This window comes from Zunongwangia sp. L-65, from assembly GCF_056859415.1.
Genome location: NZ_JBSXOK010000082.1, coordinates 37175 through 62497, shown reverse-complemented (window position 1 = coordinate 62497; position 25323 = coordinate 37175). Strand labels below are relative to the sequence as shown.

Below are 25323 nucleotides of genomic sequence, written 5' to 3'. Positions count from 1 at the left end.
CTCTAGAAGATCCCATTTTATTAAAAGCATAATTTTGTTGTTAGTTACTAAGAATATTATTCTGAAATATTTTTTAAAACCTCCCTTTTTAATTTAGCCTCTTTGTTAAGTAAGCCTTCTACGTCTTGATTGAGCTTTTTACTATACTCACTTTGCAAATAATTTTGATAAACTTCAGGATTTCTCCATCGTTCAATTACGATAAACTTATTGGGATCTTCAGCATTCTGATAAATATTATATCCTAAATTTCCTTCCGTATCTCGTGCTTTTGGGATGGCTTTGCTCATGGCTTCAATAAATGCGGTTGTGGCAGTAGGCTGTACTGTAAACCAGGTTATAATATTTTGCGTGTTTTCCTCAGGACTAAGGATTTCAGTATCCGCAGCAGGAATTTCAGGAATTTCCTTAAGTATGGTTTCTTCTGATAAATGCATGGTTGCTGCAGGCGAAATGGCATCTGTAGACCTGGCATATACGCTTTTTTTATGCTCTTCCCAGGCCGCTTTATTTTTAAAACGTTCGAGAAGGTATACCGTATAATCACCATCTTTCCCAAATAATGTAAACGAAATATTGCCATCTTCTTTTCTGGATTGTTCAATATTAATACGCATTAAAGCTAAATAACTATCGTAAGCAGCTTCCCTTACAGGCAATTTTACCAATTTCTGAAAACTTTCCTGTTCCTGTGCGTTTATAAAATGATGAGAACCAATAAGTAACCCTATACATACTAAAGTTTTGATAAGTGGTTTTTTCATATTCCAGGTATTAAAAATCGTTTCTTTTAAGATAACATTAAAAAGAAAAAAGCTTTTAAAGCTATATTAATAAATGGAAAACATCATGTAAAGCGGTGCAATTTTCAATTTTTGAAAAAGAAAAGTTTAAAAGATGAAACTAAAGAGTATTCCAATTTTTTGAAAATGGAAGTCAATGTTCGCGATTCTGTAGGAATAAAATTTAAACTATTGGTTTTAAATTTTTTAGGCCTCAAAGTTCATTTTATCGGTAAAAATATGAATTTCATCGCCTATTGATAATAAAACTTAAACTTAAGTTAAAGTTTTAAAATTAAGATTTGAACCTCAGTTTGTTAAGTTTTATTCTCGTTTTTAACAATAAAATTACGCAACTCATTTGCCCGTTATCCATCTATACTACGAAACCAAAAACCAATTTGTTAATCTAAAAATTGAAAATTAAAATGAAGAAATTTGGTGTTTTATTGTTTGCCTTTTTAGGCCTTGTATCATGTAGCGACGATGATGATGCAAATGTAGATCCGCCTTTTGAGGGGCAATCAAAATCTTATGATCTAACAGAAGTAGGAGAATCTGGGGTATCTGGAACTGCAACTTTTGATGAAAACGAAGATGGATCTGTTACTATCACTTTAGATCTTGATGGAACTAGCGAAGGAGTTATGCATCCTGCGCATATTCATTTTAACTCGGCCGCAGAGGGTGGAGAAATCGCTTTAAGTTTAGAGCCAGTAGATGGCGATACCGGTATAAGCGAAACTACTGTTGAAATGTTAGATGATAAAGAAACTGAAATTAGTTTTGAAGATTTAATGGATTTTGACGGATACATTAACGTGCATGCTAGCGCAGATGATTTGGAAACACTTGTTGCACAAACCGATATCGGTGGAAATGCATTAACCGGTGAGTCAGTATCTTATGATCTTGCTGAAGTTGATGTAGAAGGTGTAAGTGGTACTGCTACTTTTTACGAAAGAGAAAATGGAGAAACGCTGGTAGAATTAGACTTAGAAGGTACTACTGAAGGTAATTCTCATCCTGCACATATTCACATGGGATCTGTTGAGGATGCCCCTGGGGATATTGCCATTACCTTAACATCTGTGGATGGAGCAAGCGGAATGAGCTTCACCAACGTGGCCATGACAGACGGTACCGATGATGAAGAAGAAACAGCCGTTTCTTACGAAGATTTAATTACGTACGATGGTTACATTAATGTTCATGCCAGCGCCGATAATCTTGCGACTCTTGCAGCACAAGGTAATATTGGAGCAAATGCTACTGAATAATAGTAGACTTTAAAATTTTAGAGTGATAAGAAGCCCGGCGAAAGTCGGGCTTTTTTCTTTTTTGCTTGCTACTTTAGGGCTGCCTTAAAAGCTTTTATTTTCGTAAACTATTCAATAAATCGGCAATCACAAAACCTATAGCATTATGTCTTTCTTCAGCTTTGTCCATAAATTGTATTTTACTCCAGCCTCTTACATCACAAACGAAAAGTCCGTTTGCATCTTTTATACTCTGCCCTTTTTTATCGTAGGATACTGGGAAACTTAAAGTTTCCAATAAAGTTTTGGTTTGTTCTGGTAAGCTCATTTGTTTTTTTGACAAAATTACCTGCCCAGTACGATTAAATGTTATTTAAGTTTTAAATGAGACGGCTAATGATTAATTGAAGATTAAACTTTTTGATGATCCATTCTCTCTCGGTAATCGAAATTAAATTTACGCTCCCGTTTCTATAACTATAGTTATCTGTATGCCTTTAAACAACCAAATAATTTTTAATACCTATCTTGTAGTTTTTCCTAAGTAATTTACTAATAAAATCCTTTTGAGGAATAAGAAACCAGATTGAAGTCGAACGGTATAATCGAAGAGTATTTTTATCGTCTTATATAAAAGATTATAAAGTGAGCGCTTAAATAGATGGATAAGCAATTAAATTTCATGCTATATTTACAAGCTTTTTTTGGAGAGTTTATTTATATAATTACCTATTTTTGGAAAGGAAAATCGAACAGTTATCCAGATCAATATATAAATTTACAGCATAATTTTAAGCGAGGCAATGTGCCTATTATCCAATATAATGAGAGATCGCGATAGGATAAAATATTATACCAAATCTGAAGAACGTCTTAATGTGATCTCACATGCAATAGGCTTATTATTAAGTGTAATTGGCTTAATACTACTAATTGTCAAAGCGGGACAGTTAAGCCTTATGGCGCTAAAAGTAAGTTACTGGATTTTTGGTAGCAGTATTATCCTTCTTTATGCAGCCTCTACACTTTATCATAGCGTAAGGGAACGTAAATTGCGGTACCGTTTAAATATTCTGGATCATGCCTCAATTTATATTCTTATCGCCGGTACGTATACTCCGTTTTCTCTGGTTACCTTACAGGGAAGCGTAGGCTGGATAATATTCGGTGTTGTTTGGGCTTTAGCGATTATAGGTGTGATTTTAAAATTGTTTTTTACCGGCAGGTTTGAAACCTTAAGTACTATCATGTACGTGGCAATGGGATGGATTATTGTTTTTGCAGTAAAACCATTGATTGATAATTTATCTCAAGACGGCTTAATATGGCTTTTTACCGGCGGAATTTCTTATACCATAGGAGCGGTTATTTTTAGTATTGACAGGCTAAAATACAACCATGCCATTTTTCATGTATTTGTATTATTTGGCACTTTTTGCCATTTTCTGGCCATCTATTATCATGTAATCCCCAATGAATAAAATAGCAAACCATCTTGCACTAACTCCAAGAAGCATTTAAGTTAAAAAAATACCGGCATAGAACTTTAAAAGAACAAAGCCCTATCCCGGTGTTTCAACCCAAACACTTAAACCCTCGTTAGTCTTTTGGTCATTTCCCAAAAGAGCTATATTTTTAATCTGCTATTTTTTTCTGAATTTTTTCAATAGCGTTTTGAATACTTTTGTCTGGTTCAATAATATTATTGCTTCCCCAAAAGTCTACATCAGCAAAGCCATCAATATCGTCTACCATAACGATAGCAGGTTTTATAAATTCTTCATGATGAGGTACAATAATATTGGCAACTTCCCATTCAGTAATCGCCATTTCGCTATGTATTTTGTAACGAGAATTAAAGATCTTATGCTTCCAGTTTACCACAAACTCAAGGTCTGCTTTTCCGTAGCCATAAAACCATTTTCCATTGTTTTCGCGATAGTCTACTTGATATTGTACATTATCGGGATATACTTTTACCCCATTAGGTTTTTTACTGGTAAACATTCTACTGGCCACCTGGCGGTTATCTGTATTTAAACTATAAACAGCTTTAACCAACGTGTAACTTTTGCTGTCGATAAATAATTTGCCATAATACCAGGGTTTCTCACGTTCTATTTGTTGAAAATCGACTACATACAATGATCGCTCGCCAATTTTTGTAGGCTCAGCATATTTAAAGCTATACAGATTTAATTTATCCATATCAAATAAAAATTGAGGATATTTCATCACATCGATATACAGGGTATTAAAAGGTCCGCCCCTTAATTTTAAGGCAACTGTATCAAGACGCTTATAATCAGTGCTTTTTCTGGCTTTTAAAATTGCAATATCGTCGTCTTTATTAGAAAGATAGGGTTGCTTGTGAAGCTCGGTCACCGCTTCAGATAAAGAAATGTTACGGTTTCCTTTTTTTATGGTTTCCCGATAAAAAGCAGTCATTAAAGCTTCATCGCTCACATAATTTTCATCACGATTATGCATCATTTTTCTTACCAGATCTGTTGCGTCACCTTTGGTATAAATATTTACTTCGGCTAGTTCCTGTACGCTTTCCTGCATCGCAATAATTACATTTTCCCTTTTAAAATAATCCAGCTGAAGTTCTTTGGTTTGATAACCAAGTGCTGATATACTTATCAACGCATCTTCCATATCTGCGGGTAGTTTTAAAGAAAATTCACCATCTACATTCGATATGGTAGAAATCGTTGTTCCTTTTACATTTATATGTGCCGATTGGATTGGCTTTTCGGTCACCGAGTTTATTACCCGGCCTTTAAAAGACTGGTAAGGATCTCCAATATTTTCTGCTGGAAGGCTTTTCGCCGTAACCGGACTCACCATTAGGAAAGTCAGTAACCAAACAGAAAAACAAAAACTTAGTAGAGTAGTTGTTCTTGCTTTCATTGCTGTAAGGTTTTAATTATAACTAATATAAGTTAACTAAATATATTAATAAATACTTAATTAAAGTATTTTATAATGTTAAATTAATAACTAAAAACCTTTTTTTATAATGAATTATTAATTTTAGCCTTTTACGCTTATACTGCTATAGCCCTGTCCGTTTCTGCTAAGTATCACCTGTGTTGCTATTCGCTCCTTTAAAGAATCCACATGACTAATGATACCGATGGTTTTCGACGATTCTGCCTGTAATTTTTCTAAAGTGTCCAGAGTTTGATCTAAAGTTTCAGGATCCAGAGTGCCAAAGCCCTCGTCTATAAACAGGCTGTTGATTTCTACATTTTTAGATGCAAGATCAGATAAAGCCAGGGCCATCGATAAACTTAAGATAAAGGTCTCTCCGCCAGAAAGTGTTTTAACAGATCGTCGTTGCCCTCCCATGTGCTCATCGATTGCTACTAATCCGTCATCTTCTTCGTCCATCGGTTTGTCGATTACATAGCGATCACTAAGATCGGCCAGTCGTTTATTGGCTAAAGCAATGAGTTGGGTTAAGGTAAGATCCTGTGCAAATTCGTTAAATTTTCTGCCGGTCGCATCGCCAATTAATTCATTTAGTAATCGCCAACGCTTTATTTTTTGCTCTTTTTCTGCAATTCCTACTCTAATATTATTGAGTTGATTTAGATTCTCTTTCTGGTTTTCCAACTGCCTATAGAGTGCCTTACTGGATTCATTTATGTCGTTTAATTTCTGGCGTTTTTGGGTAAGCTGATCCTGTAATTCACCCGAGGTTTCTTCAATGTCATGACGCTGCTTTTCTTCTAATTGTTCTTGTAACAATTTTTGCGAAGTGCTTAATTGTGATAAGCTTTGCTGAAGTTTTTCGCGTTGCTCCCTAAGCTGCAAATATTCTTTTTCTGGTAGTAAATTTTCCAGAGCCTGTTGTAAATTATCATAGCCTTTTTCTTTTAAAACCACACTAAGCTGCTGTTCCAAAATCAATAATTCTGAAGTTAATTTTTGAAACCTGCTTTTTAAATTTTCCAGCTGTTCCTGCAACGACTTTTTCTGCTGAGTTAATGTGGTAAAACTGCGATGATATAAGCGATTTTTTTCCACAATATCGTCACCATCATATAAAGCTTTAAGCTTCCCTGCAATGTCCCGACCCTGTTTTATAATTTCTTTGGTTTGTTCCAGTAACGGAATCGCATTTTTAGCAATTTGCCATTGTTTTTGCTCTTTTTCCCATTTTTCAATCAGCTCTAATTGCTCACTTAACCTGGCAATGCTACTTTCCCAAACCTCATCTGTGGCAAGATCAAAATCTTTAAATTGGGTGTTAAACGCTATTCTTTTTTCTTCGGAAGTTGCTTTCCATTGCTGCTCCTCAATCTCCAGTGTTTTTAATCGCTGCTGAAAATTTTCAAAATTCGCCTGAATTTTAGCTAATTGCGATGAATTCAACTGCAATTCTTTTTGAAGTTGTGTAATTTTTTCTTCTAAAAGATTATCTTTTTCTGGGGCATGATCTGCAAAAGGATGATGTTTGGCGCCGCAAAGCGGGCAGGGCTCATTGTCAATTAAATTATGACGTAAATCTTCTAATCTCGCCTCTAGTAACTTATTTTTTTGCTGTAACTGTAAGTTTTCGAGGTCTTTTTGCTGAAACTGAACTTTGGTGTCTAAGTCTTTGATTTGCTGCGGTAGTGCTTCACTTTGCTTTTTAATAGTTGTTTTTTCTGAAGCGATTTTTTTTAATTCTCTGTCGCTTTCATCGATTTTCGAATTCGCTTTTTGTGCCGCTCGTGTTTTTTCAGTTTGTTCTTTAAGCTGAAGCTTTAAGGCTTCTGCATCGCTATCAAAATTCGATAATTCAGCTTCATAATTTTCGATACGATTTGCAGCCGAATTACTAATTGCCTGTAGTTGCTGAATATTCTCATCTGGATTTTTACTAAAATTAATCGATAAATCGCCTGTTTTCAGCTTAAGCTCATCCATCAATTTGCTGTATTCACGACCTTTTTCCTTGCGTTCTTCTTCCAATTGCTGAATTTTACCTGTAAATTCATTCAGCTTTCCTTCAAAATCGTTTGCTGAAACCTCAGTTTTTAACAATTGGGAAACTTCAGATAATAATCCTGAAAATGCCTGCTTATTTTCACCAATCTTGGCTTCTATTTCAGTAATTTCTTTAGAGATTTCTGCTTCGTTTTCTTTGCCTTGTTTCCAATTTCGTAAATCGCCGGCGTGTTCCTGTAAATTTTCGTGTTCGGTAAGGGACTTACCGTTATTCTCGTTAAACTGATTCAGGTATTCTTCAGCCTGTGTTTTTTCAGCAGCAATCTTCGCAATATTGGACTGCTGATTTTTAATTTCTTCTTTTAATTCAACAAATTTCGATAATCGCTGAATCTCTTTTTCCAGACGTTCGCAGGCAGCTTGCTGTGAAGCGTAGTCTTTTGAAATTTCAGCATGATCTTCGTCATTCAGCAATGATTTTTGAATAATTTCGATTTCCTGCTGTTGCTGCAAGATTTCCTTACCAGCTTCTTTATTTTTTTCGTAAGCTTTTTTGCCGAGTTCACGGTAAATTCCCGTTCCGGTAATTTTTTCTAATAACTCGCCACGTTCGGCTTTATTTACTTTTAAAAACTGCGCAAATTCACCCTGGGCCAATAAAACTGCTTTGATAAACTGGTTATAATTTAAACCGATTAGCGCTTCGTTTTTCGCGGGAACATCAGACTTTTTTAAATCGATTAATTTGCCAGAGGCCAAATCTGCAATTTCCATTTCATAATCTCTAAGATTATCATTACGATTAGTGGAAATAGACCATTTAGAAGCATACACGCCCCGCTTGCAATCGTAGGTTACCCTGGCAAAAGCTTCTTTTTGATTACGGGTAAGGATCGCGCCTTTGGCAATAATTTCGTTTTTCGTGATTTTCCCCAGACGTGGTACGTGATTAAAAAGCGCCAGGCAAATCACATCTAAAATCGTACTTTTTCCACTTCCGGTAGGGCCGGTAATGGCAAAAAGCGAACTGGCAGAAAAGGGTTTATCGCTAAAATCGATTTGCTGCGGTCCGCGAAGCGAATTGATATTTTCGAATTCAATTTTTAATATTTTCATGCTTGTTGGTCAAGATTTTCAGATTGGTGAATTTCTTCTAAAATTTCATTGAAAGCGCTCCAGATTTCATTTTTCGTGGTTTCCTCGTAATCGTGAGAGCTTACCAATTCAGCAAAAACATCAGTAGGTTTTAGGTCTTCCAGTTGTTGGGATTCCGCATATAATTCGGCCGTTCCTTTCAACTTATTTTTAAATTGTGCACGCTGTTTTACAATTTCATAGCCCGGTTTTTTAAATCCGTTGATCAAAACATCAAGGGCGTAAATTTTTTGTGCGTCATATTGTTCTTCAATTAGATCAACTTCAATCAAATAATCCAGGTGATCATGATTTTCCAATGTATTTAGTTTGAATTCAATCTGGTTAAGATCACCACTAATTTTTAGTAATTTCCTAAAGTTTGGTATTGTTATACTTTTAGGTTCCCACGAGATTGCCGTATCTAGAATCAGGATTCTTTTATCGTCCTTCCGTTCGCTAAAAGAAAGGGGAATAGGGGAGCCGCTATAAAAAACCGGAACTTCTGCGGAAACACGTTGCGGTTTATGGATATGTCCTAAAGCAACGTAATTGAAAAATTGACCAAACTGAGAAGCATTAAAAGCTGCCTGGTTCCCAATCTGGATATCCCTTTCGCTCTCTGAAGTTTCGATTCCGGCAGCAAATAAATGTCCCATGGCTACAGCCGGAATGCCCGGAAACTGATTTTGGCAAATTTCGGCTGCATTTTCAAACGTATGTTGAATACCGTTTCTAATTGCTTCGATCCTATCCTCATAGGTTATGCCTTCATTGGCACTACGTAAATCGGCATCCCTTAAAAAAGGTATAGCGGCAATTACCAGTTCGACTTGTTGTTCGGCATTAAATATGGGGATTATGCTTTCTTCTAGTTTTTCAGGTAATCCGCCAATAATGGTGATATCGAGTTCGCGTAAAATTTCCTTTGGGGCATCCAACATGGCTGGCGAGTCGTGATTACCACCTGTGGCGATAATTTTACAGTCCAGTTTTTGTAATTTTATAAGAGACTGGTAATATTGTTTACGGGCATCTGATGATGGGTTCGCTAAATCGAAGACGTCTCCCGAGATCAATAACAGTTCAATATTTTCATCCTGAATAGTCTTACAAAGCCAATCTATAAACAAATCAAAATCGGCAAAAAGATCGTGTTTATGCAGTTTTTTACCAATATGCCAATCGGCGGTATGAAGAATTTTCATGCTGAAATTTTGTTTTAAAGAAGAAAAATGGATGAACAATGGCAAAGGTATTCAAATAAAAATCCTTTTTAAATTATACTAATTCGATTTAGCTGAAATTAACTCAAAATAATTTCTTCAATTAAATTATCGGATTTTGAACAAAAGAGGGAAAAACTTGCTTTTTATCTACAAAAAATCTATTGGCTGAATAAAAAATAAAGACTTTTTAAAAAGCTTTGATATCTTGTAACCTAAGCCGCTTTTTTAATGAATTAAGGCGTCATAACTGTGGTAAAAATAGTAGTTTTGATGAACTCAATTTTAAAAGAGTAACGATACTAACTAATGGAAACCAAAAGGAATTACGTAATTGATTTCGATAGTACTTTTACCCAGGTAGAAGCTTTAGATGTGTTGGGAGAGATATCCCTTGCAAATGCAAAAGATAAAGCGGCAAAATTAGCCGAACTTAAATCCCTTACTGACCGCGGTATGGAAGGTAAACTAGCTTTTAGGGATTCGCTTAGGGAACGCCTTGATATTTTGGAAGCCGAAGAAAAACATCTTGAACCTCTTATAGAAAATCTTAAAACACGTATTTCTAAATCCTTTAGACGTAACGAAGAGTTCTTTAGAGAAAACCGCGACCATATTTATATCATGTCGAATGGTTTTAAAGAATTTATAATTCCCATTGTTGCTGAATTGGGTATTAAAGCAGAACATGTTTTTGCGAATGATTTTGTATTTGATGAAAATCGCAAAATTGTAGGTTTTAATACTGAAAATGTACTTAGCAGCAATAATGGTAAAGTAAAACAATTACAATCACTGGATCTACAAGGCGATGTTTATGTGATAGGTGACGGCTATACCGATTATGAAATTAAGGCAGCCGGCCTTGCTAATAAATTTTATGCCTTTACCGAAAATGTGGAGCGGGATCAGGTTACTGAAAAAGCCGATCATATCACTCCAAGTTTCGATGAATTTTTATATCTACATAAAATGAATAAAGCGATTTCGTATCCAAAAAACCGAATTAAAGTTTTACTTCTTGAAAATGTTCATGCAGATGCTGTAAAAATCATGAAAGAAGAAGGCTATAATGTTCAAACGATAGCTGGTGCTTTGGACGAAGAAGAATTAAGCGAACAAATAAAAGATGTTCATGTTTTAGGTATTCGTTCTAAAACGCAATTAACCAAAAAAGTATTAGAAAACGCCAATCGATTAATGGCTGTGGGCGCTTTTTGTATTGGTACCAATCAAATCGATCTCGAAGCCTGTCTTGATAAAGGAGTAGCGGTATTTAATGCACCTTATAGTAATACCCGATCTGTAGTAGAGTTGGCTATTGGAGAAATTATTTTCTTGATGCGCAATTTACCAGATCGTATTGCTGAGATGCACCAGGGGATCTGGAATAAATCGGCTACGGGAAGTTTTGAGGTAAGGGGAAAGAAACTGGGAATTGTAGGTTATGGCAATATAGGAGCACAGCTTTCTGTCATGGCAGAGAGTATAGGCTTTGATGTATATTACTACGATCTTGTAGAGCGTTTAGCTTTAGGAAACGCTACAAAATGCAGTTCTTTAGATGAATTATTGCAAACTGTGGATATCGTCACCTTTCATGTAGATGGCAGAAAGGAAAACAAAAATATTATAGGAGATCGCGAACTTTCATTAATGAAAGAAGGTTCTTATTTATTGAATCTTAGCCGCGGATCTGTAATCGATATTGAAGCCTTGCACAAACATATTTCTTCTGGAAGAATAAAAGGGGCAGGCGTAGATGTATTTCCTAAAGAACCAAAAACCAATCAGGAAGAATTTGTTTCTAAATTAAAAGGTCTACCAAACGTAATTCTTACACCGCATATTGGCGGAAGCACTGAAGAAGCCCAGGAGAATATCGGAAATTTTGTACCCGGTAAGATTATAGAATATATAAATACGGGGGGAACTACAAATAGTGTAAACTTCCCTAATTTACAATTGCCTAGATTAGAAAATGCACACCGCTTAATTCATATTCATCATAATAAACCCGGTATTATTGCCCATATGAACAGAATTTTGGCGGCAAACGATATCAATGTGGTTGGTCAACATCTTAAAACCAACGAAACCATTGGTTATGTGATCACCGATATTAATAAAAAATATGATAACGATGTGATCAAAGAATTAAAAGGAATAGAAGGGACAATACGTTTTAGAGTTCTTTACTAGACTTTTCTTTTTATTATATGTGAGTAAAAAGCAGTATCAATTTGATACTGCTTTTTAATTTTAATTAATTTTTTGTGTATATTTAATCGATTTAGCAATCATTAACTTAAATCGCAAAAATGTATTTATCTAAATTTAAAGCTGGTCTAATCTGGATCGTATTGTACTCGTGTTTTATTTATCAAAGTAACGCCCAACAGCAGTATCAGTTAGACTCTCCTGATAAGGATTTAAAAATAAACATTGAAATTTCGGATAGTATTTACTATTCGGTGTATGCTCAGGGAGAGTTGTTGCTCAGCAATAACACCTTAAGTTTACAGTTGAAAAATGAAGTGCTTGGGGTAAAACCAAAAATTAAAAAGGTTAAAAATACAAGTGGAACAGAGGAACGTTCGCCCATAGTACCTTTAAAATTTTCAAATATAAAAAAGGACTTTAAAGCTATTGAAATAGAGTTTAAAGGAAACTATTCTATAGAGTTTAAAGCATATAACGAAGGTATTGCCTATAGGTTTAAATTAGGTAAAAAAGGCAGTTTAGAGGTGATTCAAGAAAATTTTGATATCGTTTTTCCTGCAGAATATACCTTACACCTGCAACAAACACCTTCTTTTAAAACTTCTTACGAATACCCTTATACGCATTTAAAAAGCTCGGATTTCACTGCTGAAGAAAACATGTCGGTTCTTCCTGTTTTAATCGAAACGGCCGGGAATCATAAAATCTTAATTTCAGAATCAGATCTTTTAAATTATCCGGCAATGTTTGTAAAAGGAACGGGAAATGGGTTGAAGTCGGTATTTCCGAAAAATCCAATTGATTTTGAAGATGAAGGAGATCGAAGTATGAAGATTTTAAAAAGAGCCGATTATATAGCTAAAATCGATGGTAACAGAACGCTGCCGTGGCGTTATTTCGTGATTAGCGATAAAGACACAGAGATTTTAGAAAATACGATGAGTGCTAACCTGGCAACACCCAATGTTTTAAAAGATGTTGAATGGATTAAGCCGGGCCAGGTAAGTTGGGAATGGTGGAATGGAGCCTCACCCTACAATGTAGATTTTGTTGCTGGCTTTAATGAAGAGACCTATAAATATTTTATCGATTTTGCATCTGAATTTGGAATTCCTTACATTATTATGGACGAGGGCTGGGCGGCAAGTACTACAGATCCTTATACTCCAAATCCAGATATCGACCTTTTTGAACTAATAGAATATGGGAAGAAACGCAATGTAAAAATTGTTTTATGGTTAACCTGGCTTACCGTAGAACACCATTTTGATTTATTTGAAAAATTTGCAGAGTGGGGAATTGCAGGTATAAAAATTGATTTTATGGATCGTAGTGACCAGTGGATGGTACATTTTTACGAACGTGTCGCTAAAGAGGCAGCTAAACATGAACTTTTTGTGGATTTTCATGGCTCTTTTAAGCCTGCTGGATTAGAATACAAATATCCTAATATATTATCGTACGAAGGCGTTTTGGGAATGGAACAAATGGGACGAGCCACACCGGATAATAGTTTGTTTTTACCATTTATGAGAAATGCAGTTGGAGCTATGGATTATACCCCAGGAGCAATGATAAGCATGCAACCCGAATTTTATTACAGCAGAAGACCAAATTCTGCCGCAATAGGTACAAGAGCTCAACAAATGGCCTTTTTTGTGATTTTTGAGAGTGGTTTGCAAATGCTAGCTGATAATCCAACCAATTATTTTAAAAACGAAGAGTGCACCCAATTTATCACCGATGTACCGGTTACCTGGGATCAAACAATTGCTCTGGAAGCTGAAGTGGGCCAATATGCTATTGTAGCTAAAAGAAAAGGTAAACAATGGTATTTAGGTGGCATTGCTAATAGTAAAGAAGACGAGCGTACGTTTAAAATCAAGTTAGATTTTTTACCAGAAGGAGAAACCTTGCAACTTACTTCTTTTGAAGATGGAGTGAATGCCAAAAGACAGGCCATGGATTATGTAAAAAGGACAAAAACGGTTAAAAAGGATGATGTTTTAGAAATTACCATCGTTAAAAATGGTGGCTGGGCTGCAAAAATAGAATAAACAGATTACTAGATTAGGTGATCAATCAACATAAAGAGCTCGGGCTATGAGGCCTGAGCTTCTTTTTTTAATTCTCTGTCTTTAAAATATTCAAAATCGACTATTTTTTCAGATTCTTTCCAAAGCTTTTTGGCTTTATATTTATCCTTAGAATTATAATCTGAATCTACAATTACGGGATGTCCTTTATATTGTTTGGTTCCTGAAGGACCAATATATTCTCCACCATTCAAGGTATCATCTAAGCAGGCACGTAAGATAGGAAGCGCACCTTTTTCAGCAGATTGAGAAAATATGGGCATTAGTAAGGGGGATAAGAATCTTAACCATCCGGGTAGGTTTATCATTAGGTTAGTATTAGAAATCCCGGGATGTGCTGCATAAGAATGCATATCGAAACCTTTTTTTACCAGTTTTTTATCCAGATGATAAGCAAAAATAAGGCATGCCAATTTGCTTTGGGCATAAAATTGACGCTTATCGTAGGATTTTTCAGCATTCAAATTATCAAAATGAATGTCTCCCCAGCGGTGGGCAAGACTACTTAGGCTAACTACCCGTGATCTAAAAGATTTTTCTAAAACAGGAATCAATAATCCGGTAAGTAAAAAATGACCAAAATAATTCACTTCCATTTGTAATTCTAAACCATCTTCGGTTTTCTGAAAAGGTGTCATCATTACTCCGGCATTATTTACCAACATATCAAGTTTGTTATATTGGGATTTAAAACTTTTAGCAAAAGCACGTACAGAAGCAAGACTGGCAAGATCAATTTCCATAAGCGTTAATTTAGCCTCAGGTAGTGATTTTAATATTTTTTGTTTCGCAGTTTCAGCTTTTTGTAGATCACGGCAGGCCATAATCACTTCAACTCCTACGTTGGCAAGTCCTTTGGTAGTTTCGTAACCAATACCTGCATTTGCTCCGGTTACAATGGCAATTTTACCTTCCTTTTTTTTTGCTTTACTTAGAGACCAAAAGTTCATATAGTACTATTGTTTGAGATTTTGATTTGGATTTTTGGATCATGTATTCTTAATAGAACACTTTTTATTTTGATAATGGAGGTTAGTGGATTATATCCTGGTCAAATTTTTAGTTCAATTGTAGTTTGCAAATGCAAAGCTTTAAAACATTTAGCCCTGTTTTAAGCTTCATTTTGCCCTAAATGTAAAACGCAAATTCGGTTTATTTTGTTAAATAGGACATAATTCCGAATTCAGAAATTTTTCAGCTTTCAAATTAAAAATAATGTGATATAAATGGTTTTAAATTAGCATTATCGTTACATTAAATGAACTGTCAAGTTTAAAACATCCATTACTTTTCATTTTTTCATATTAATAAGAATTCAACAAATAATTAACTCGGTATTAGCAGATTCCAGAGGTGTTATCTGCTAATTTTGTTGATTGCTACATTGATCCCTAAGCATAGGATTAATTTATTACCATGAAGAAAATCTATAAAAGTAATTTAGCTTTAAATATGAGCTCATTTTTTAATACCCTTAAATCCTTTTTTCCAACAGATTTATTTTTAAATAATAGCCTAAGAAGCTGTAGTGTAGGCTGCTCACTTTTTGTTATTTACTGTTTAAGTTCCTGTAATAAAAATGAAGAGAGTACCAGGCCGGTAGAAGTTCCTGTTAAAGTTTTAGACACCATTACTGTAGATCCGCCATTAGAAAGACTGGCTGTTGTATATCATGTGGATTCTATAAAAAACAGAACGGCTTTAGACAGTTTTAATTCACGGTACAGCGAGGAACAGCGTAAAATTATCTACGCTCTAAACAGGATAGACCAACGTAAGGTTTGGACGGGTAAAGAATTGGTGGTTCCAGATACGATAAGTACAGATCTAATGGACTATAGTCCTTTTCCTAAAGAATTGGGTATGGTAGATACTATTCCCAAACTGGTTTTAATTTCACAACGTATCCAGGCTTTTGGTTTATATGAAGCCGGTAAACTTATAAAATGGGGACCGGTAAGTAGCGGTAAGAAATCGACTCCTACACCAAATGGATTGCATTATGGAAATTATAAAGCTAAGCGAAAGGTGAGTTCTGTAAATAAAGACTGGATACTGCCTTACTATTTCAATTTTATGAATTTTGAAGGGGTAGGTACACATCAATATTCGCTGCCTGGTTATCCGGCAAGTCATGCTTGCGTTAGGTTGTATATGGACGATGCTCAATTTATCTATGATTGGGCGAGTATGTGGAAACTGAATGGAACTAGCATAAAAAAGAATGGAACCCCATTTATAGTATATGGCGAGTATGATTATAATAAAAAGAAACCCTGGCTGCAATTGGCAGATAGCCTGGAAAGTAATGATTTTAAAGAAGATGAATTGGAGATGTTAAGAACCCATATTCAATCGTATAAAGATGATGCTAAAAATTTTGTCGTTGAAGAGGAACCGGAAAAGCCATTGACATAAATTAATATAAAATATAAATAGCTGTTGAATTTTCTTATCTTTTATTATATTTCGGTAAAAGAAATTTTATGAAACTTTCCGGCTTTTTCACTTTAATTATTGTACTTATCAGTTTTCATAGTATGGCTCAAACCAATGTGATGATAAGAGCTAAAGCTAAAGATGCCAAGTTTATCGGTACCTCTGTAGGTGGTGCAAAAATTGTGGTTAGGGATGCTTTAACGAAAGAACTGCTGGCAGAAGGAGTTACTTCTGGAAGTACGGGAAATACGGAAAAGATCATGAAGGAACCTAAAGCACGTTATCAGGATCTTTCAGAGAATAATACTGCAGGCTACTTAGCCAAATTAGATATAAAATCGCCTACTTTTATAGAAGTAGAAGCCTATGCTCCTATACATAAAAGGCAGGCCATTGTCAAATCAACAACCCAGCTCTGGGTCATCCCGGGTAAGGATATTATGGGAGACGGAGTGGTCCTTGAAATTCCAGGTTTTATCATCGATATTTTGAGTCCGCAAACCCATGAGCGTATACCTGGTGGTGTTTCTACAGAAATTAAAGCAAATATTGTGATGATGTGTGGATGTCCCGTTGAAGAAGGTGGCTTATGGAATGCTAGTAATTTCCAAATTAAAGCCGTAGTAGAAGCCGAAGGTTTTTTTAAAGAAGTAGCGCTTCAACAAACTGAAAAATCCAGTACGTTTTCGGGGAATATCGATTTAAGTAAAGGTAATTATACCATTACCGTCTATGCTTTTGATCCCAAAACAGGAAATAGCGGTGTAGACATAACCAATATTATTATCAATTAAGTGCTGTCCAAAAAAGTCATTTTTTTTCAACCTGAACCAGCCAAGCAGCCTATTTTAAGGTGAGCATAAACATTGTTTAATCAGTATGGTGAAATTCTGAAATGAACCTGTAGGCAGACAGGTAGTTATAAATGACACTTTTGAATACTTTTAGATAGCCTCGTTGTCGTTTAACTTATCCTATTTTGGTTAGTCTTTTTAGCAACACTTAATCTACCAATCCTAATTCACGGATCGTTCTTACCACGCCGTTTTCATTATTATCGTATTTCGTTACAAAATTACTGACTTTAATGATTTCAGGATGGGCATTTTTCATCGCATAGCTGTATTTGGCATTCTGCATCATTTCAAGATCATTTAAATAGTCGCCAAAAACCATGGTTTCTTCAGGCGAAATATTTAATTCTTCCTGTACGCCTTTAATTGCATTTCCTTTATTGGCGGTATTAGACATAATATCGATAAAAATTCTTGAAGCGATCGCTACTTTAAAATCGTCCTGAAATTTCTCAAATTTAGGGAATGTATTTTCTTCGACCCCTTCAAAATTACAAAGGGTAACCTTTAAAACTTTATCTTTAACACTGGTAAGGTCATCTACAACTTCCAGACGCTTGTAATATTTACCCACTTCATTGATAAATTCTTCATCATCATTTTCAGCATAAGCCGAATTGATACCGCATAAAACCAAATTACAATTCTCGGCTTCTCGTCCAAGTTTTATAAACTCGTTAGCCTGTTCGCGATCCATTGTGTTGGTATATAATTCTTTATCCTTATGTACCACATAGCTACCGTTTTCGGCAAAAAACATCATATGGCCTTTAAGTTGCTCAAAATTAGAAACCAGGTTATAATACTGCCTTCCACTGGCTACAGAAAACATAATTCCTTTATCACGTAACTTTTTTTCTACTTCCCAGAATTCTGGATGAATATTATGCTGGTCATCCAGCAAAGTACCATCCATATCTGTGATTATTAATTTGATCATAGCATTTTTTTAAAAGCTTAAATATAGCGGTTTCTATGGAAAACTGAGCGTATAGAAGATTAATTTAGTGTTTCCTTAAGAAGCAGTCTATATAGGAAGCTATGTTATTTTTATTTAAAATAAATCTGAATTAGCTTTTTAAAATGATTGTAGGTTTTTACATTTGCGAAATTATTTAAAAATAGTCTAAATAAATAGATCGAAAAAAAATGTCACAAAAACAACTACTACTATTTTTATCATTATTTCTTTCTTCTCTGGGATTTGCCCAAAATTCAGGAACGCTTAAAGGGCAGGTGGTAAATAGTGCTAATCAACCTATTCTTAATGTGAATGTTGCTTTACAAGGTACTTCAAAAGGAACGGAAACCAATCGAAATGGATTTTATGAATTGCGAAATGTACGCCCCGGTACCTATACGATAAAATTTTCTTACGTTGGCTATAAGGCTACTGAAGTAAATGTTTCGGTTGAAGGCGGAGTAATTACCGATATTGCTCCTGTAGTTTTAATAGGCAGTGAAGAGCAATTAGGGGAAGTGCTGCTTAATGCTGAAAATAAGACGAATGAGTTTACCAAAAGTTCCAGTGTATATGTCTCTAAATTACCGCTATCCAGAATGGAAAACTCCCAGGTATATAATTCAATTACGGCAGACTTATTACAAAGTCAGGTAGTTACTAATTTTGATGATGCTTTAAAAAATGCAGCTGGGATTACCAAATTATGGGAATCTACCGGTAGAGGTTCTGATGGAGCAGGTTATTACTCTTTAAGAGGATTTGCCGTTCAGCCTAATTTAACAAATGGTTTACCTGCTTTAACTAACGGTAGTCCTGATCCACAAAATATTGAGACCATCGAAGTTATTAAAGGGCCTTCCGGAACTTTATATGGAAGTTCAGTGGTTTCTTATGGAGGATTAATTAATGTAGTAACAAAACGCCCATATAATGATTTTGGTGGGAATATTTCCTACACCTCAGGAAGTTATGGTTTAAATAGACTAACGGCAGATGTGAATTTACCTTTAAACCATGGGCTAAATCTAAGGGTGAACTCGGCATACCATACCCAGGAAAGTTTTCAGGATGCAGGTTTTAGAAAATCATTTTTCTTCGCACCTTCTTTATCTTATCAGGTAGATGATCGTCTTTCTTTCTTAGTGAATACTGAAATCTATCAGGTAGAAGCTACCAATCAAACCATGTTATTTTTGGACAGAGGTAGTAAACTGGTTGTAAACAATCTTGATGAATTAGGTTACGATAATAATCGCTCTTATACTTCAGATGATTTAGGGATCGAAAATCCAATGTACAGTATTCAGGCGCAGATGAACTATAAGTTATCTGAGAGCTGGACATCTCAAACAGCAGTTTCTCAAAGTTCAGCAAAAGCAAGAGGCTATTATTCATATTTATATGAAGGAACGTCAAGTTTTATGGGAGAAGATGCTTTATTCGGAACGACTTTGGATAGTGGAGTCGTTTTTGCCAGACAAATGAATCACCAAAACTCAACCACGCTAACGACCGATATTCAGCAAAATTTCATTGGTGATTTCAACATCGGTAAAACCAGAAACCGTATAGTGGCCGGTTTAGATTACTATAATCGCGAGGTTCGAAATAACGGTACCGGATATCTAAGAAACGGGTTAATTTATATTGGTAGTGCCAATGCAGAAAATGTAAATGCAAGTGTATACGGTATTACAGATCCTAATGCTTACATCACAGATTACGATAGCGGTATTTTATCGAAGTCGGGCGTAGATGCACTTTTTGAAAGTTCAGACATCAATCCCTCCAATTCCAGACAAGAGATTTATAGTGCTTATGTATCTGATATTTTTAATCCTATCGAGGCATTATCGATTATGGCAAGTTTACGTGTAGATCGTTTTGAGAGCGAAAACAATAGCCAAACGGCATGGTCTCCTAAATTTGGTGTGGTGTACCAACCTGTTTTGGATAAGCTGTCTTTATTTGCTAATTACCAGGATGGTTTTAGCAATGTAGCCCCACAAACCGGAATGGATCTGAATGGCAATAATAAAAATTATGAATTCGATCCTGAACATGCAAGACAGCTTGAAGGTGGTATAAAATTAAATCTTCTTAATAATAAGATAGCCACAACATTGTCTTACTATGATATTCAGGTAACCAACACGGTGATGACCATTGCTCCTCAAGTATATACCCAGGGAGGTGAATTGTATAGCCGTGGATTTGAGGCCAGTATAACTGCCGCGCCCCTAAAAGGTTTAAATATAAATGCGAATTACAGTTATAACGAAAGTGAACTTACCAAAGGAACTGAGGGAGATGATTTCTTAGGCCGCCGTCCAGAAAGTGCGGGACCACAAAATCTAGCAAATCTTTGGGCCACTTATCAATTTTCTAACAACGCATTGGATGGTTTTGGAGTTGGTTTTGGAGGAAATTATGGAAGTGAAAATATGATTTTTAATAGAAATACTGCAGGTATTTTTACACTGGATGATTATACCGTATTAAACGCCTCTTTATTTTACCAAACTGAAAAATTCGGAATTACGTTAAAACTGAATAACCTTAATGATGAAGAATATTATAATGGTTGGTCGACCATTAACCCACAAATTGGGAGAAATTTGTCGGCTAATTTTACTTATAAATTCTAAATTAATAAGGAATTACTCCAGTCCAATCTCAACTATTAGAATGGGATAGGGATACATCAAAATAGTAAAAGAATTTCCGATTTATATCTTGTGGCCGCGCTCCGGGGTTTATTTAAAATTTATTCTAGTTAGTTTGTGTTTAGTCGGATACTTTAAAAGTGTCCGGCTTTCCTTTTTATTACATTTGTTCAAAATTTTGAAATGGCAGGTAAAAACGCTTTTAAAACAATAATTCATCAACTCCATTTGTGGTTAGGATTAACCTCTGGGGTTGTTATTTTTATTGTAGCAATTACCGGCTGTATTTTCACTTTTCATGATGAATTAAAAGATGTTTTTTACGATTACCGATTTGTACCCCAGCAGGATTTGGCATTTATAGCCCCTTCTTTTTTACTGAAAAAAGCCAATGATTTTCAGCCAGATTTTGAAGCATCAATGGTGGTTTACAATGGTGGTTCCCGCCCCGCTACAGTAAGTATGACTAAAGATGGGAGTGATTTTTTACTGAATTTTAATCCGTATACTGGTGAATTGATCAAAAAAGTAAACCTGGACATTGAATTCTTTACCATTATTGAAGAATTGCACATGTACTTATTGCTTCCACAAGAAATAGGAAAGCAAATAGTGGGCATGGCGACAATCATTTTTGTGATCTTAGTATTAAGTGGTATTATTCTTTGGTGGCCAAAAAAGGTTAAATACTTAAAACAGCGATTATCGGTAAAATGGAGTGCACGCTGGCGACGAATTAATTACGACTGGCATAATGTTACCGGTTTTTATACCGCAATAATTGCTTTGATTTTAGCCATTACCGGCCTGGCATTTATTTATGAACCGGTGCATGATTCTTTTTATTCGGTAGCGAATTTTGGGGAACGACATGAGTCTGACTTTTTTATACCAGCGATAAAAGACCCTGCTGGTAATAAAAAATATCAGCAACATGCAATGGACTTGGCTTTCCAGCAAACCATAGCCTTAAAACCTGAGAGCGGAATGTATTTTGTATGGAAGCAGGATGGAAGTTCTCCTATCATTTCCGGAGCTTATCCTAAATCCCTTCACTTTGATCATCAATCTAATTATCAATTTCATCCAAAAACGGGAGAGCTTTTATATCAATCTAATTATCACACCAAAAGTACGGGGTTAAAACTTCAGGAAATGACATACGGGTTGCATAGTGGCCAGTATTTTAGATTGCCCGGGAAAATTATTGCTTTTCTAGCTAGTCTTTTTATAGCAGTTTTACCTATTACAGGCTTTTATATTTGGTATGGAAGAAAATTTAAATCACCAAAGAGAAAGCCAAAAATTTCTAAAAAAGCATAGCATCGATTATACTTCCAAAAAATGCCAATATTACCGCTAGCCAAAGCGAAGGTAAAAATCCTTCGGTTTTAAAGCCACTGCTTAACTGATCGGCAATTTCAATAATGATGGCATAAGCAACGATTCGAGTCACAAAGCCTAATCCCAGAAAATAAAACATTCCTAAGGTGGCGATATTTAAAACAGCGGTGAATAGCCAGCTTAAAAAGAAGCTTAATACACCAATAAGCAAAGCGACTAAAACAGCAGTTTTAAAACTTTTAAGATGAACTTTATTAAGGAATTTAGCGGCGACCATTAAGATTAGCGCATCGATAAGAATATGAATAATAGCAGATAACATAATGTACTTTTGTAGTTGTTATCTGAAAAATACAAAAACAAGTCTTAAGGCTTATGTATTTAAAAAAAGCTTAACTAAATTTTTTTGTTTAAAACGCGTGGTTTGGTTTGAAATATAACTTCGAATACGGCTTTGTAATTGGCTAGTTTTTCGCGTTTCATAATCTTGGTTTCAATTTTAAATTCCCGTTCTTTAGCTTCAAAACCATAATAATCTAACCCCAAATGTTTGGCAATAAACAAGGCCCGGGGTAAATGAAACTGTTGTGTAATTACTATCGCATCTTTAATATTAAAAACTTTAGAGGCTCTGTACATGCTATCATAGGTGTCGAAACCGGCGTGATCTAAAATTAGTATATCTGATGGTATGCCATTTTCTGTAAGATAATTGGCGATGGCATCAACTTCGTTGTAATCATCGCTGCCGTGATCACCGCTAATTAAAATTTCTTCTACTTTATGGTGCTTTAAAAGATCGATAGCAGTGTCTACCCGATCTTGTAAAATAGGGGAGAGTTTCCCGTCTGAATGAACACTGGCGCCTAATACAATCGCGGTTTTTGCGGTGGGAACCTCATTGATTTCGGCATACATTCGGCTAGCTATATCCTGTTTAATAAAAGCTTCTAATCCAAGAGTAATGAAGATCCCGAGTACAATTAAAATTACGGTATAAAGAATAGATTTTTTAAGAAACCGCATGCATCTTTTTCTTTTTTATTTTAATTTCGAAGATAACCAATAAATTTTGATGGATTAGTTATTTCTATGCATTAACGTTACAATTACTTACTACATTGCTTAAATTAGCAAAAAATTAGAAGAAAAATGAGTAATATAAAAGCTTTGCAATGGCGTTATGCTGTGAAAAAATTTGATGAAAAAAAGATTTTACCAGAGTCTAAGGTGGATATCTTAAAGCAGGCTTTTAATCTAACCGCCACTTCTTATGGATTGCAGCCTATAAGACTTGTTGTGGTGAAAAATAAAGAGTTACAGGAATCTTTAAAGGAAAAAGCAATGAACCAGGTGCAGCTTTCTACGGCTTCGCATGTACTGGTGATATGTATTGAAGATAATGTAGATAAAGAATTTATTCTGAATTATTTTGAGCGTGTAAAGCAAATTCGTGAAACTCCCGATGAGATCTTAGATCCGTTTAAGAATTTTCTGCTAGAAGACTTCGGGAATAAATCGAATGAGGAACTTGCTATTTGGGCTAAAAATCAGGCGTATTTGGTATTAGGAACTTTGCTTACCGTATGTGCTACGGAAGAAATCGATGCCTGTCCTATGGAAGGTTTTTTACCGGAAGCCTATGATGAACTTTTAAATCTGAAGGAAAAAAATCTAAAGTCGGTTTTAGTATTGCCTGTAGGTTACAGGGCTAAAGATGATATCTTCTCCAGCTTTAAAAAAGTAAGACGCGCAGAGGAAGATGCGATTATAAATATCTACTAGATTATTCCTGATTTTTGCTTGAAGCTTTCACCTTTCACTTGATTAAAGGCCTTCCTTCATCATCGTGACTAATGCCCCTTACTTTATTATGAAAACTCTATCAGTTTAGGTATGCCTCATCATCAAAGCAGTGATTTAAATAATCTCTCGTGGAGGGGTTATTTCTCGAGGCTTGTCTCGAAATTGTAAAAAAGGTTTTCCGATTAATACCTCGTGGGCTTTACCAGAAGTTTTTGATTATGGTTTTCTTTTATCTAAAAAAACTAGATGTAAATACTTTTATGAAAAGTATCTAAAAACCTCATAGAATCTTTTATAGGTACAAAGGTTCCTGTTAGAATCTCATCTACGGATTAATAAATATTTATAAGAACCTGAAACAACTTAGATAGCGATCAGAATCGGTTAAAGAAAATAGACTAGATAGGCTCTTCTATATAAAGAATTAGTAATTTACGTAATCTACGATTTCCAGGCCATAACCAATCATTCCTACACGCTTTGTCTGTTTGGAATTAGAAAGCAGTTTTATTTTATGGATACCGAGATCATGTAATATTTGTGCTCCTATCCCAAAATCTTTATTATCCATAGAAGGTTGGGGTGCTTTTAGTGTACCTTCTTTCTGATTTTCTTTTAATTCTGCCAATCGGCTTAAAAGGCTTAGCGGTTTAGTTGCAGGATTAATAAATACAACAGCACCTTTACCATCTTTATCCAATGCCTTAAACATGCTATCTAATTTTTTATCGGCATCATTCATTAAGGTGTCTAGAATATCATTATTGACCAAAGTAGAATTCATACGAACCAAAACTTCTTCTTCTTTAGTCCACGCACCTTTAGTAAGCGCAATGTGGATTTGATTATTGGTGGTTTGCTTAAAGGCCCTCAATCTAAACTCACCGAATCTGGTCTTAATATCAAAATCTTCTTCTTTTACAATAAGAGAATCGTGTTGCATACGATATGCCACCAGATCTTCGATAGAAATAATTTTAAGATTAAATTTTTTGGCAACTTCCATAAGTTGGGGAAGTCTTGCCATGCTACCATCTTCATTTAGGATCTCTACCAAAATTCCGGCTGATTGCAGTCCAGCCAGGCGAGCAAGATCTATAGATGCCTCAGTATGCCCTGTTCTTCTTAAAACACCGCCATTTTTAGCCCTTAGTGGGAATATATGTCCAGGCCTTCCTAAATCTTCAGGTTTGGTTTCTTTTTCGGTTAAGGCTTTTATGGTTTTTGCACGATCGTGGGTTGAAATTCCTGTGGTACATCCATGACCAATTAGATCTACAGAAACTGTAAATTGCGTATTATGCAAAACGGTATTATCATCTACCATCAGGTTTAACCCCAATTCTTTAGATCGATCCTCGGTAATCGGGGCACATATTAATCCGCGGCCGTGAGTAGCCATAAAGTTAATCATCTGTGGAGTTACTTTTTCAGCAGCAGCAACAAAATCACCTTCATTTTCGCGATCTTCATCATCTACTACAATAACTACTTTACCAGCTTTGATATCTTCAATAGCCTCTTTAATTGTATTTAACTTAAAGGATTTATGTCCCTCATTAATTCCTGACATTTTGCAGCTTTTT

At 35.3% G+C, this 25323-nt stretch carries 19 protein-coding genes; 9 read left to right on the top strand and 10 right to left on the bottom strand.

All coding sequences use genetic code 11. From position 1 onward, the window contains the following. Positions 1 to 56 precede the first annotated feature (56 nt). Positions 57 to 764 (bottom strand): putative quinol monooxygenase, encoded by a 708-nt coding sequence (locus tag AC13DP_RS20605; protein WP_347406145.1) that lies wholly within the window; start codon positions 762 to 764, stop codon positions 57 to 59. Between the two features lie 446 nt (positions 765 to 1210). On the opposite strand from AC13DP_RS20605, the gene AC13DP_RS20600 reads away from it, so the two are divergent. Further along, complete coding sequence (locus AC13DP_RS20600; protein ID WP_347406144.1) at positions 1211 to 2062, top strand: CHRD domain-containing protein; 852 nt, start codon at positions 1211 to 1213, stop codon at positions 2060 to 2062. A 94-nt stretch (positions 2063 to 2156) separates the two neighbouring features. On the opposite strand, the gene AC13DP_RS20595 is transcribed toward AC13DP_RS20600, so the two are convergent. Next, the gene (locus AC13DP_RS20595) at positions 2157 to 2369 is read right to left on the bottom strand and encodes a hypothetical protein (protein ID WP_013072298.1); all 213 of its coding nucleotides are present in this window, start codon (positions 2367 to 2369) and stop codon (positions 2157 to 2159) included. Between the two features lie 496 nt (positions 2370 to 2865). Here AC13DP_RS20595 and trhA point away from each other — a divergent pair, with 496 nt between their 5' ends. After that, the gene (gene trhA / locus AC13DP_RS20590) at positions 2866 to 3522 is read left to right on the top strand and encodes a PAQR family membrane homeostasis protein TrhA (RefSeq protein WP_347406143.1); all 657 of its coding nucleotides are present in this window, start codon (positions 2866 to 2868) and stop codon (positions 3520 to 3522) included. 154 nt (positions 3523 to 3676) lie between these two features. Here the strand turns inward: trhA and AC13DP_RS20585 are convergent, their stop codons facing one another. The 3 genes from AC13DP_RS20585 to AC13DP_RS20575 all read right to left on the bottom strand — a co-directional run bounded on the left by AC13DP_RS20585 (position 3677) and on the right by AC13DP_RS20575 (position 9327). Beyond that, the gene (locus AC13DP_RS20585) at positions 3677 to 4957 is read right to left on the bottom strand and encodes a carboxypeptidase-like regulatory domain-containing protein (protein ID WP_347406142.1); all 1281 of its coding nucleotides are present in this window, start codon (positions 4955 to 4957) and stop codon (positions 3677 to 3679) included. 123 nt (positions 4958 to 5080) lie between these two features. Then, entirely contained in the window at positions 5081 to 8101 is a 3021-nt protein-coding gene (locus tag AC13DP_RS20580) for an SbcC/MukB-like Walker B domain-containing protein (RefSeq protein WP_347406141.1), read from the bottom strand. Then, a complete protein-coding gene (locus AC13DP_RS20575) occupies positions 8098 to 9327 on the bottom strand; it encodes an exonuclease SbcCD subunit D C-terminal domain-containing protein (RefSeq protein WP_228251170.1) in 1230 nt (409 codons plus the stop codon). The genes AC13DP_RS20580 and AC13DP_RS20575 overlap by 4 nt, the downstream gene beginning before the upstream one ends. Positions 9328 to 9654: 327 nt before the next feature. Between AC13DP_RS20575 and serA the strand changes: the two genes are divergently transcribed. Together serA and AC13DP_RS20565 are read left to right on the top strand one after the other, a co-directional pair. Further along, positions 9655 to 11547, top strand: coding sequence for a phosphoglycerate dehydrogenase (gene serA / locus AC13DP_RS20570; protein ID WP_347406140.1), 1893 nt, complete (start codon positions 9655 to 9657; stop codon positions 11545 to 11547). A 119-nt stretch (positions 11548 to 11666) separates the two neighbouring features. After that, complete coding sequence (locus tag AC13DP_RS20565) at positions 11667 to 13625, top strand: glycoside hydrolase family 97 protein (protein WP_228251168.1); 1959 nt, start codon at positions 11667 to 11669, stop codon at positions 13623 to 13625. Positions 13626 to 13669: 44 nt separating this feature from the next. Here the strand turns inward: AC13DP_RS20565 and AC13DP_RS20560 are convergent, their stop codons facing one another. Next, complete coding sequence (locus AC13DP_RS20560; protein WP_483068389.1) at positions 13670 to 14614, bottom strand: oxidoreductase; 945 nt, start codon at positions 14612 to 14614, stop codon at positions 13670 to 13672. 466 nt (positions 14615 to 15080) lie between these two features. Here AC13DP_RS20560 and AC13DP_RS20555 point away from each other — a divergent pair, with 466 nt between their 5' ends. Further along, entirely contained in the window at positions 15081 to 16082 is a 1002-nt protein-coding gene (locus AC13DP_RS20555; RefSeq protein WP_347406138.1) for a L,D-transpeptidase, read from the top strand. Positions 16083 to 16150: 68 nt separating this feature from the next. Beyond that, positions 16151 to 16897, top strand: coding sequence for a hypothetical protein (locus AC13DP_RS20550; RefSeq protein ID WP_347406137.1), 747 nt, complete (start codon positions 16151 to 16153; stop codon positions 16895 to 16897). Between the two features lie 208 nt (positions 16898 to 17105). On the opposite strand, the gene AC13DP_RS20545 is transcribed toward AC13DP_RS20550, so the two are convergent. Then, positions 17106 to 17897, bottom strand: a complete 792-nt coding sequence (locus AC13DP_RS20545; protein ID WP_228251164.1) for an HAD family hydrolase — start codon at positions 17895 to 17897, stop codon at positions 17106 to 17108. A 209-nt stretch (positions 17898 to 18106) separates the two neighbouring features. On the opposite strand from AC13DP_RS20545, the gene AC13DP_RS20540 reads away from it, so the two are divergent. Continuing rightward, positions 18107 to 20569 carry a TonB-dependent receptor domain-containing protein gene (locus tag AC13DP_RS20540; protein WP_347406136.1) on the top strand — a complete coding sequence of 821 codons (2463 nt, stop codon included), beginning with the start codon at positions 18107 to 18109 and terminating at the stop codon, positions 20567 to 20569. Positions 20570 to 20770: 201 nt separating this feature from the next. Beyond that, positions 20771 to 21910, top strand: a complete 1140-nt coding sequence (locus AC13DP_RS20535) for a PepSY-associated TM helix domain-containing protein (RefSeq protein WP_347406135.1) — start codon at positions 20771 to 20773, stop codon at positions 21908 to 21910. On the opposite strand, the gene AC13DP_RS20530 is transcribed toward AC13DP_RS20535, so the two are convergent. After that, a complete protein-coding gene (locus AC13DP_RS20530; RefSeq protein ID WP_013072284.1) occupies positions 21897 to 22253 on the bottom strand; it encodes a phage holin family protein in 357 nt (118 codons plus the stop codon). The genes AC13DP_RS20535 and AC13DP_RS20530 overlap by 14 nt on opposite strands. A 74-nt stretch (positions 22254 to 22327) precedes the next feature. Then, on the bottom strand, positions 22328 to 22957 hold the full coding sequence (locus AC13DP_RS20525) for a SanA/YdcF family protein (RefSeq protein WP_228251161.1): 630 nt from the start codon (positions 22955 to 22957) through the stop codon (positions 22328 to 22330). Positions 22958 to 23083: 126 nt separating this feature from the next. On the opposite strand from AC13DP_RS20525, the gene AC13DP_RS20520 reads away from it, so the two are divergent. Then, positions 23084 to 23716 (top strand): NAD(P)H-dependent oxidoreductase, encoded by a 633-nt coding sequence (locus tag AC13DP_RS20520; RefSeq protein WP_013072282.1) that lies wholly within the window; start codon positions 23084 to 23086, stop codon positions 23714 to 23716. 445 nt (positions 23717 to 24161) lie between these two features. Here AC13DP_RS20520 and ribB read toward each other — a convergent pair whose 3' ends face one another. Continuing rightward, the gene (ribB, locus tag AC13DP_RS20515; protein ID WP_013072281.1) at positions 24162 to 25310 is read right to left on the bottom strand and encodes a 3,4-dihydroxy-2-butanone-4-phosphate synthase; all 1149 of its coding nucleotides are present in this window, start codon (positions 25308 to 25310) and stop codon (positions 24162 to 24164) included. Between the last annotated feature and the right edge of the window lie 13 nt (positions 25311 to 25323).

Coding starts and splice junctions, on each gene's coding strand:
- AC13DP_RS20555 (WP_347406138.1), top strand. CDS start 15,081: ATGAAGAAAATCTATAAAAGTAATTTAGCTTTAAATATGAGCTCATTT.
- AC13DP_RS20575 (WP_228251170.1), bottom strand. CDS start 9,327: ATGAAAATTCTTCATACCGCCGATTGGCATATTGGTAAAAAACTGCAT.
- AC13DP_RS20535 (WP_347406135.1), top strand. CDS start 20,771: ATGGCAGGTAAAAACGCTTTTAAAACAATAATTCATCAACTCCATTTG.
- AC13DP_RS20585 (WP_347406142.1), bottom strand. CDS start 4,957: ATGAAAGCAAGAACAACTACTCTACTAAGTTTTTGTTTTTCTGTTTGG.
- AC13DP_RS20560 (WP_483068389.1), bottom strand. CDS start 14,614: ATGAACTTTTGGTCTCTAAGTAAAGCAAAAAAAAAGGAAGGTAAAATT.
- AC13DP_RS20530 (WP_013072284.1), bottom strand. CDS start 22,253: ATGTTATCTGCTATTATTCATATTCTTATCGATGCGCTAATCTTAATG.
- AC13DP_RS20595 (WP_013072298.1), bottom strand. CDS start 2,369: ATGAGCTTACCAGAACAAACCAAAACTTTATTGGAAACTTTAAGTTTC.
- AC13DP_RS20580 (WP_347406141.1), bottom strand. CDS start 8,101: ATGAAAATATTAAAAATTGAATTCGAAAATATCAATTCGCTTCGCGGA.
- AC13DP_RS20520 (WP_013072282.1), top strand. CDS start 23,084: ATGAGTAATATAAAAGCTTTGCAATGGCGTTATGCTGTGAAAAAATTT.
- AC13DP_RS20540 (WP_347406136.1), top strand. CDS start 18,107: ATGTCACAAAAACAACTACTACTATTTTTATCATTATTTCTTTCTTCT.
- AC13DP_RS20605 (WP_347406145.1), bottom strand. CDS start 764: ATGAAAAAACCACTTATCAAAACTTTAGTATGTATAGGGTTACTTATT.
- ribB (WP_013072281.1), bottom strand. CDS start 25,310: ATGTCAGGAATTAATGAGGGACATAAATCCTTTAAGTTAAATACAATT.
- AC13DP_RS20565 (WP_228251168.1), top strand. CDS start 11,667: ATGTATTTATCTAAATTTAAAGCTGGTCTAATCTGGATCGTATTGTAC.
- AC13DP_RS20525 (WP_228251161.1), bottom strand. CDS start 22,957: ATGCGGTTTCTTAAAAAATCTATTCTTTATACCGTAATTTTAATTGTA.
- trhA (WP_347406143.1), top strand. CDS start 2,866: ATGAGAGATCGCGATAGGATAAAATATTATACCAAATCTGAAGAACGT.
- serA (WP_347406140.1), top strand. CDS start 9,655: ATGGAAACCAAAAGGAATTACGTAATTGATTTCGATAGTACTTTTACC.
- AC13DP_RS20545 (WP_228251164.1), bottom strand. CDS start 17,897: ATGATCAAATTAATAATCACAGATATGGATGGTACTTTGCTGGATGAC.
- AC13DP_RS20550 (WP_347406137.1), top strand. CDS start 16,151: ATGAAACTTTCCGGCTTTTTCACTTTAATTATTGTACTTATCAGTTTT.
- AC13DP_RS20600 (WP_347406144.1), top strand. CDS start 1,211: ATGAAGAAATTTGGTGTTTTATTGTTTGCCTTTTTAGGCCTTGTATCA.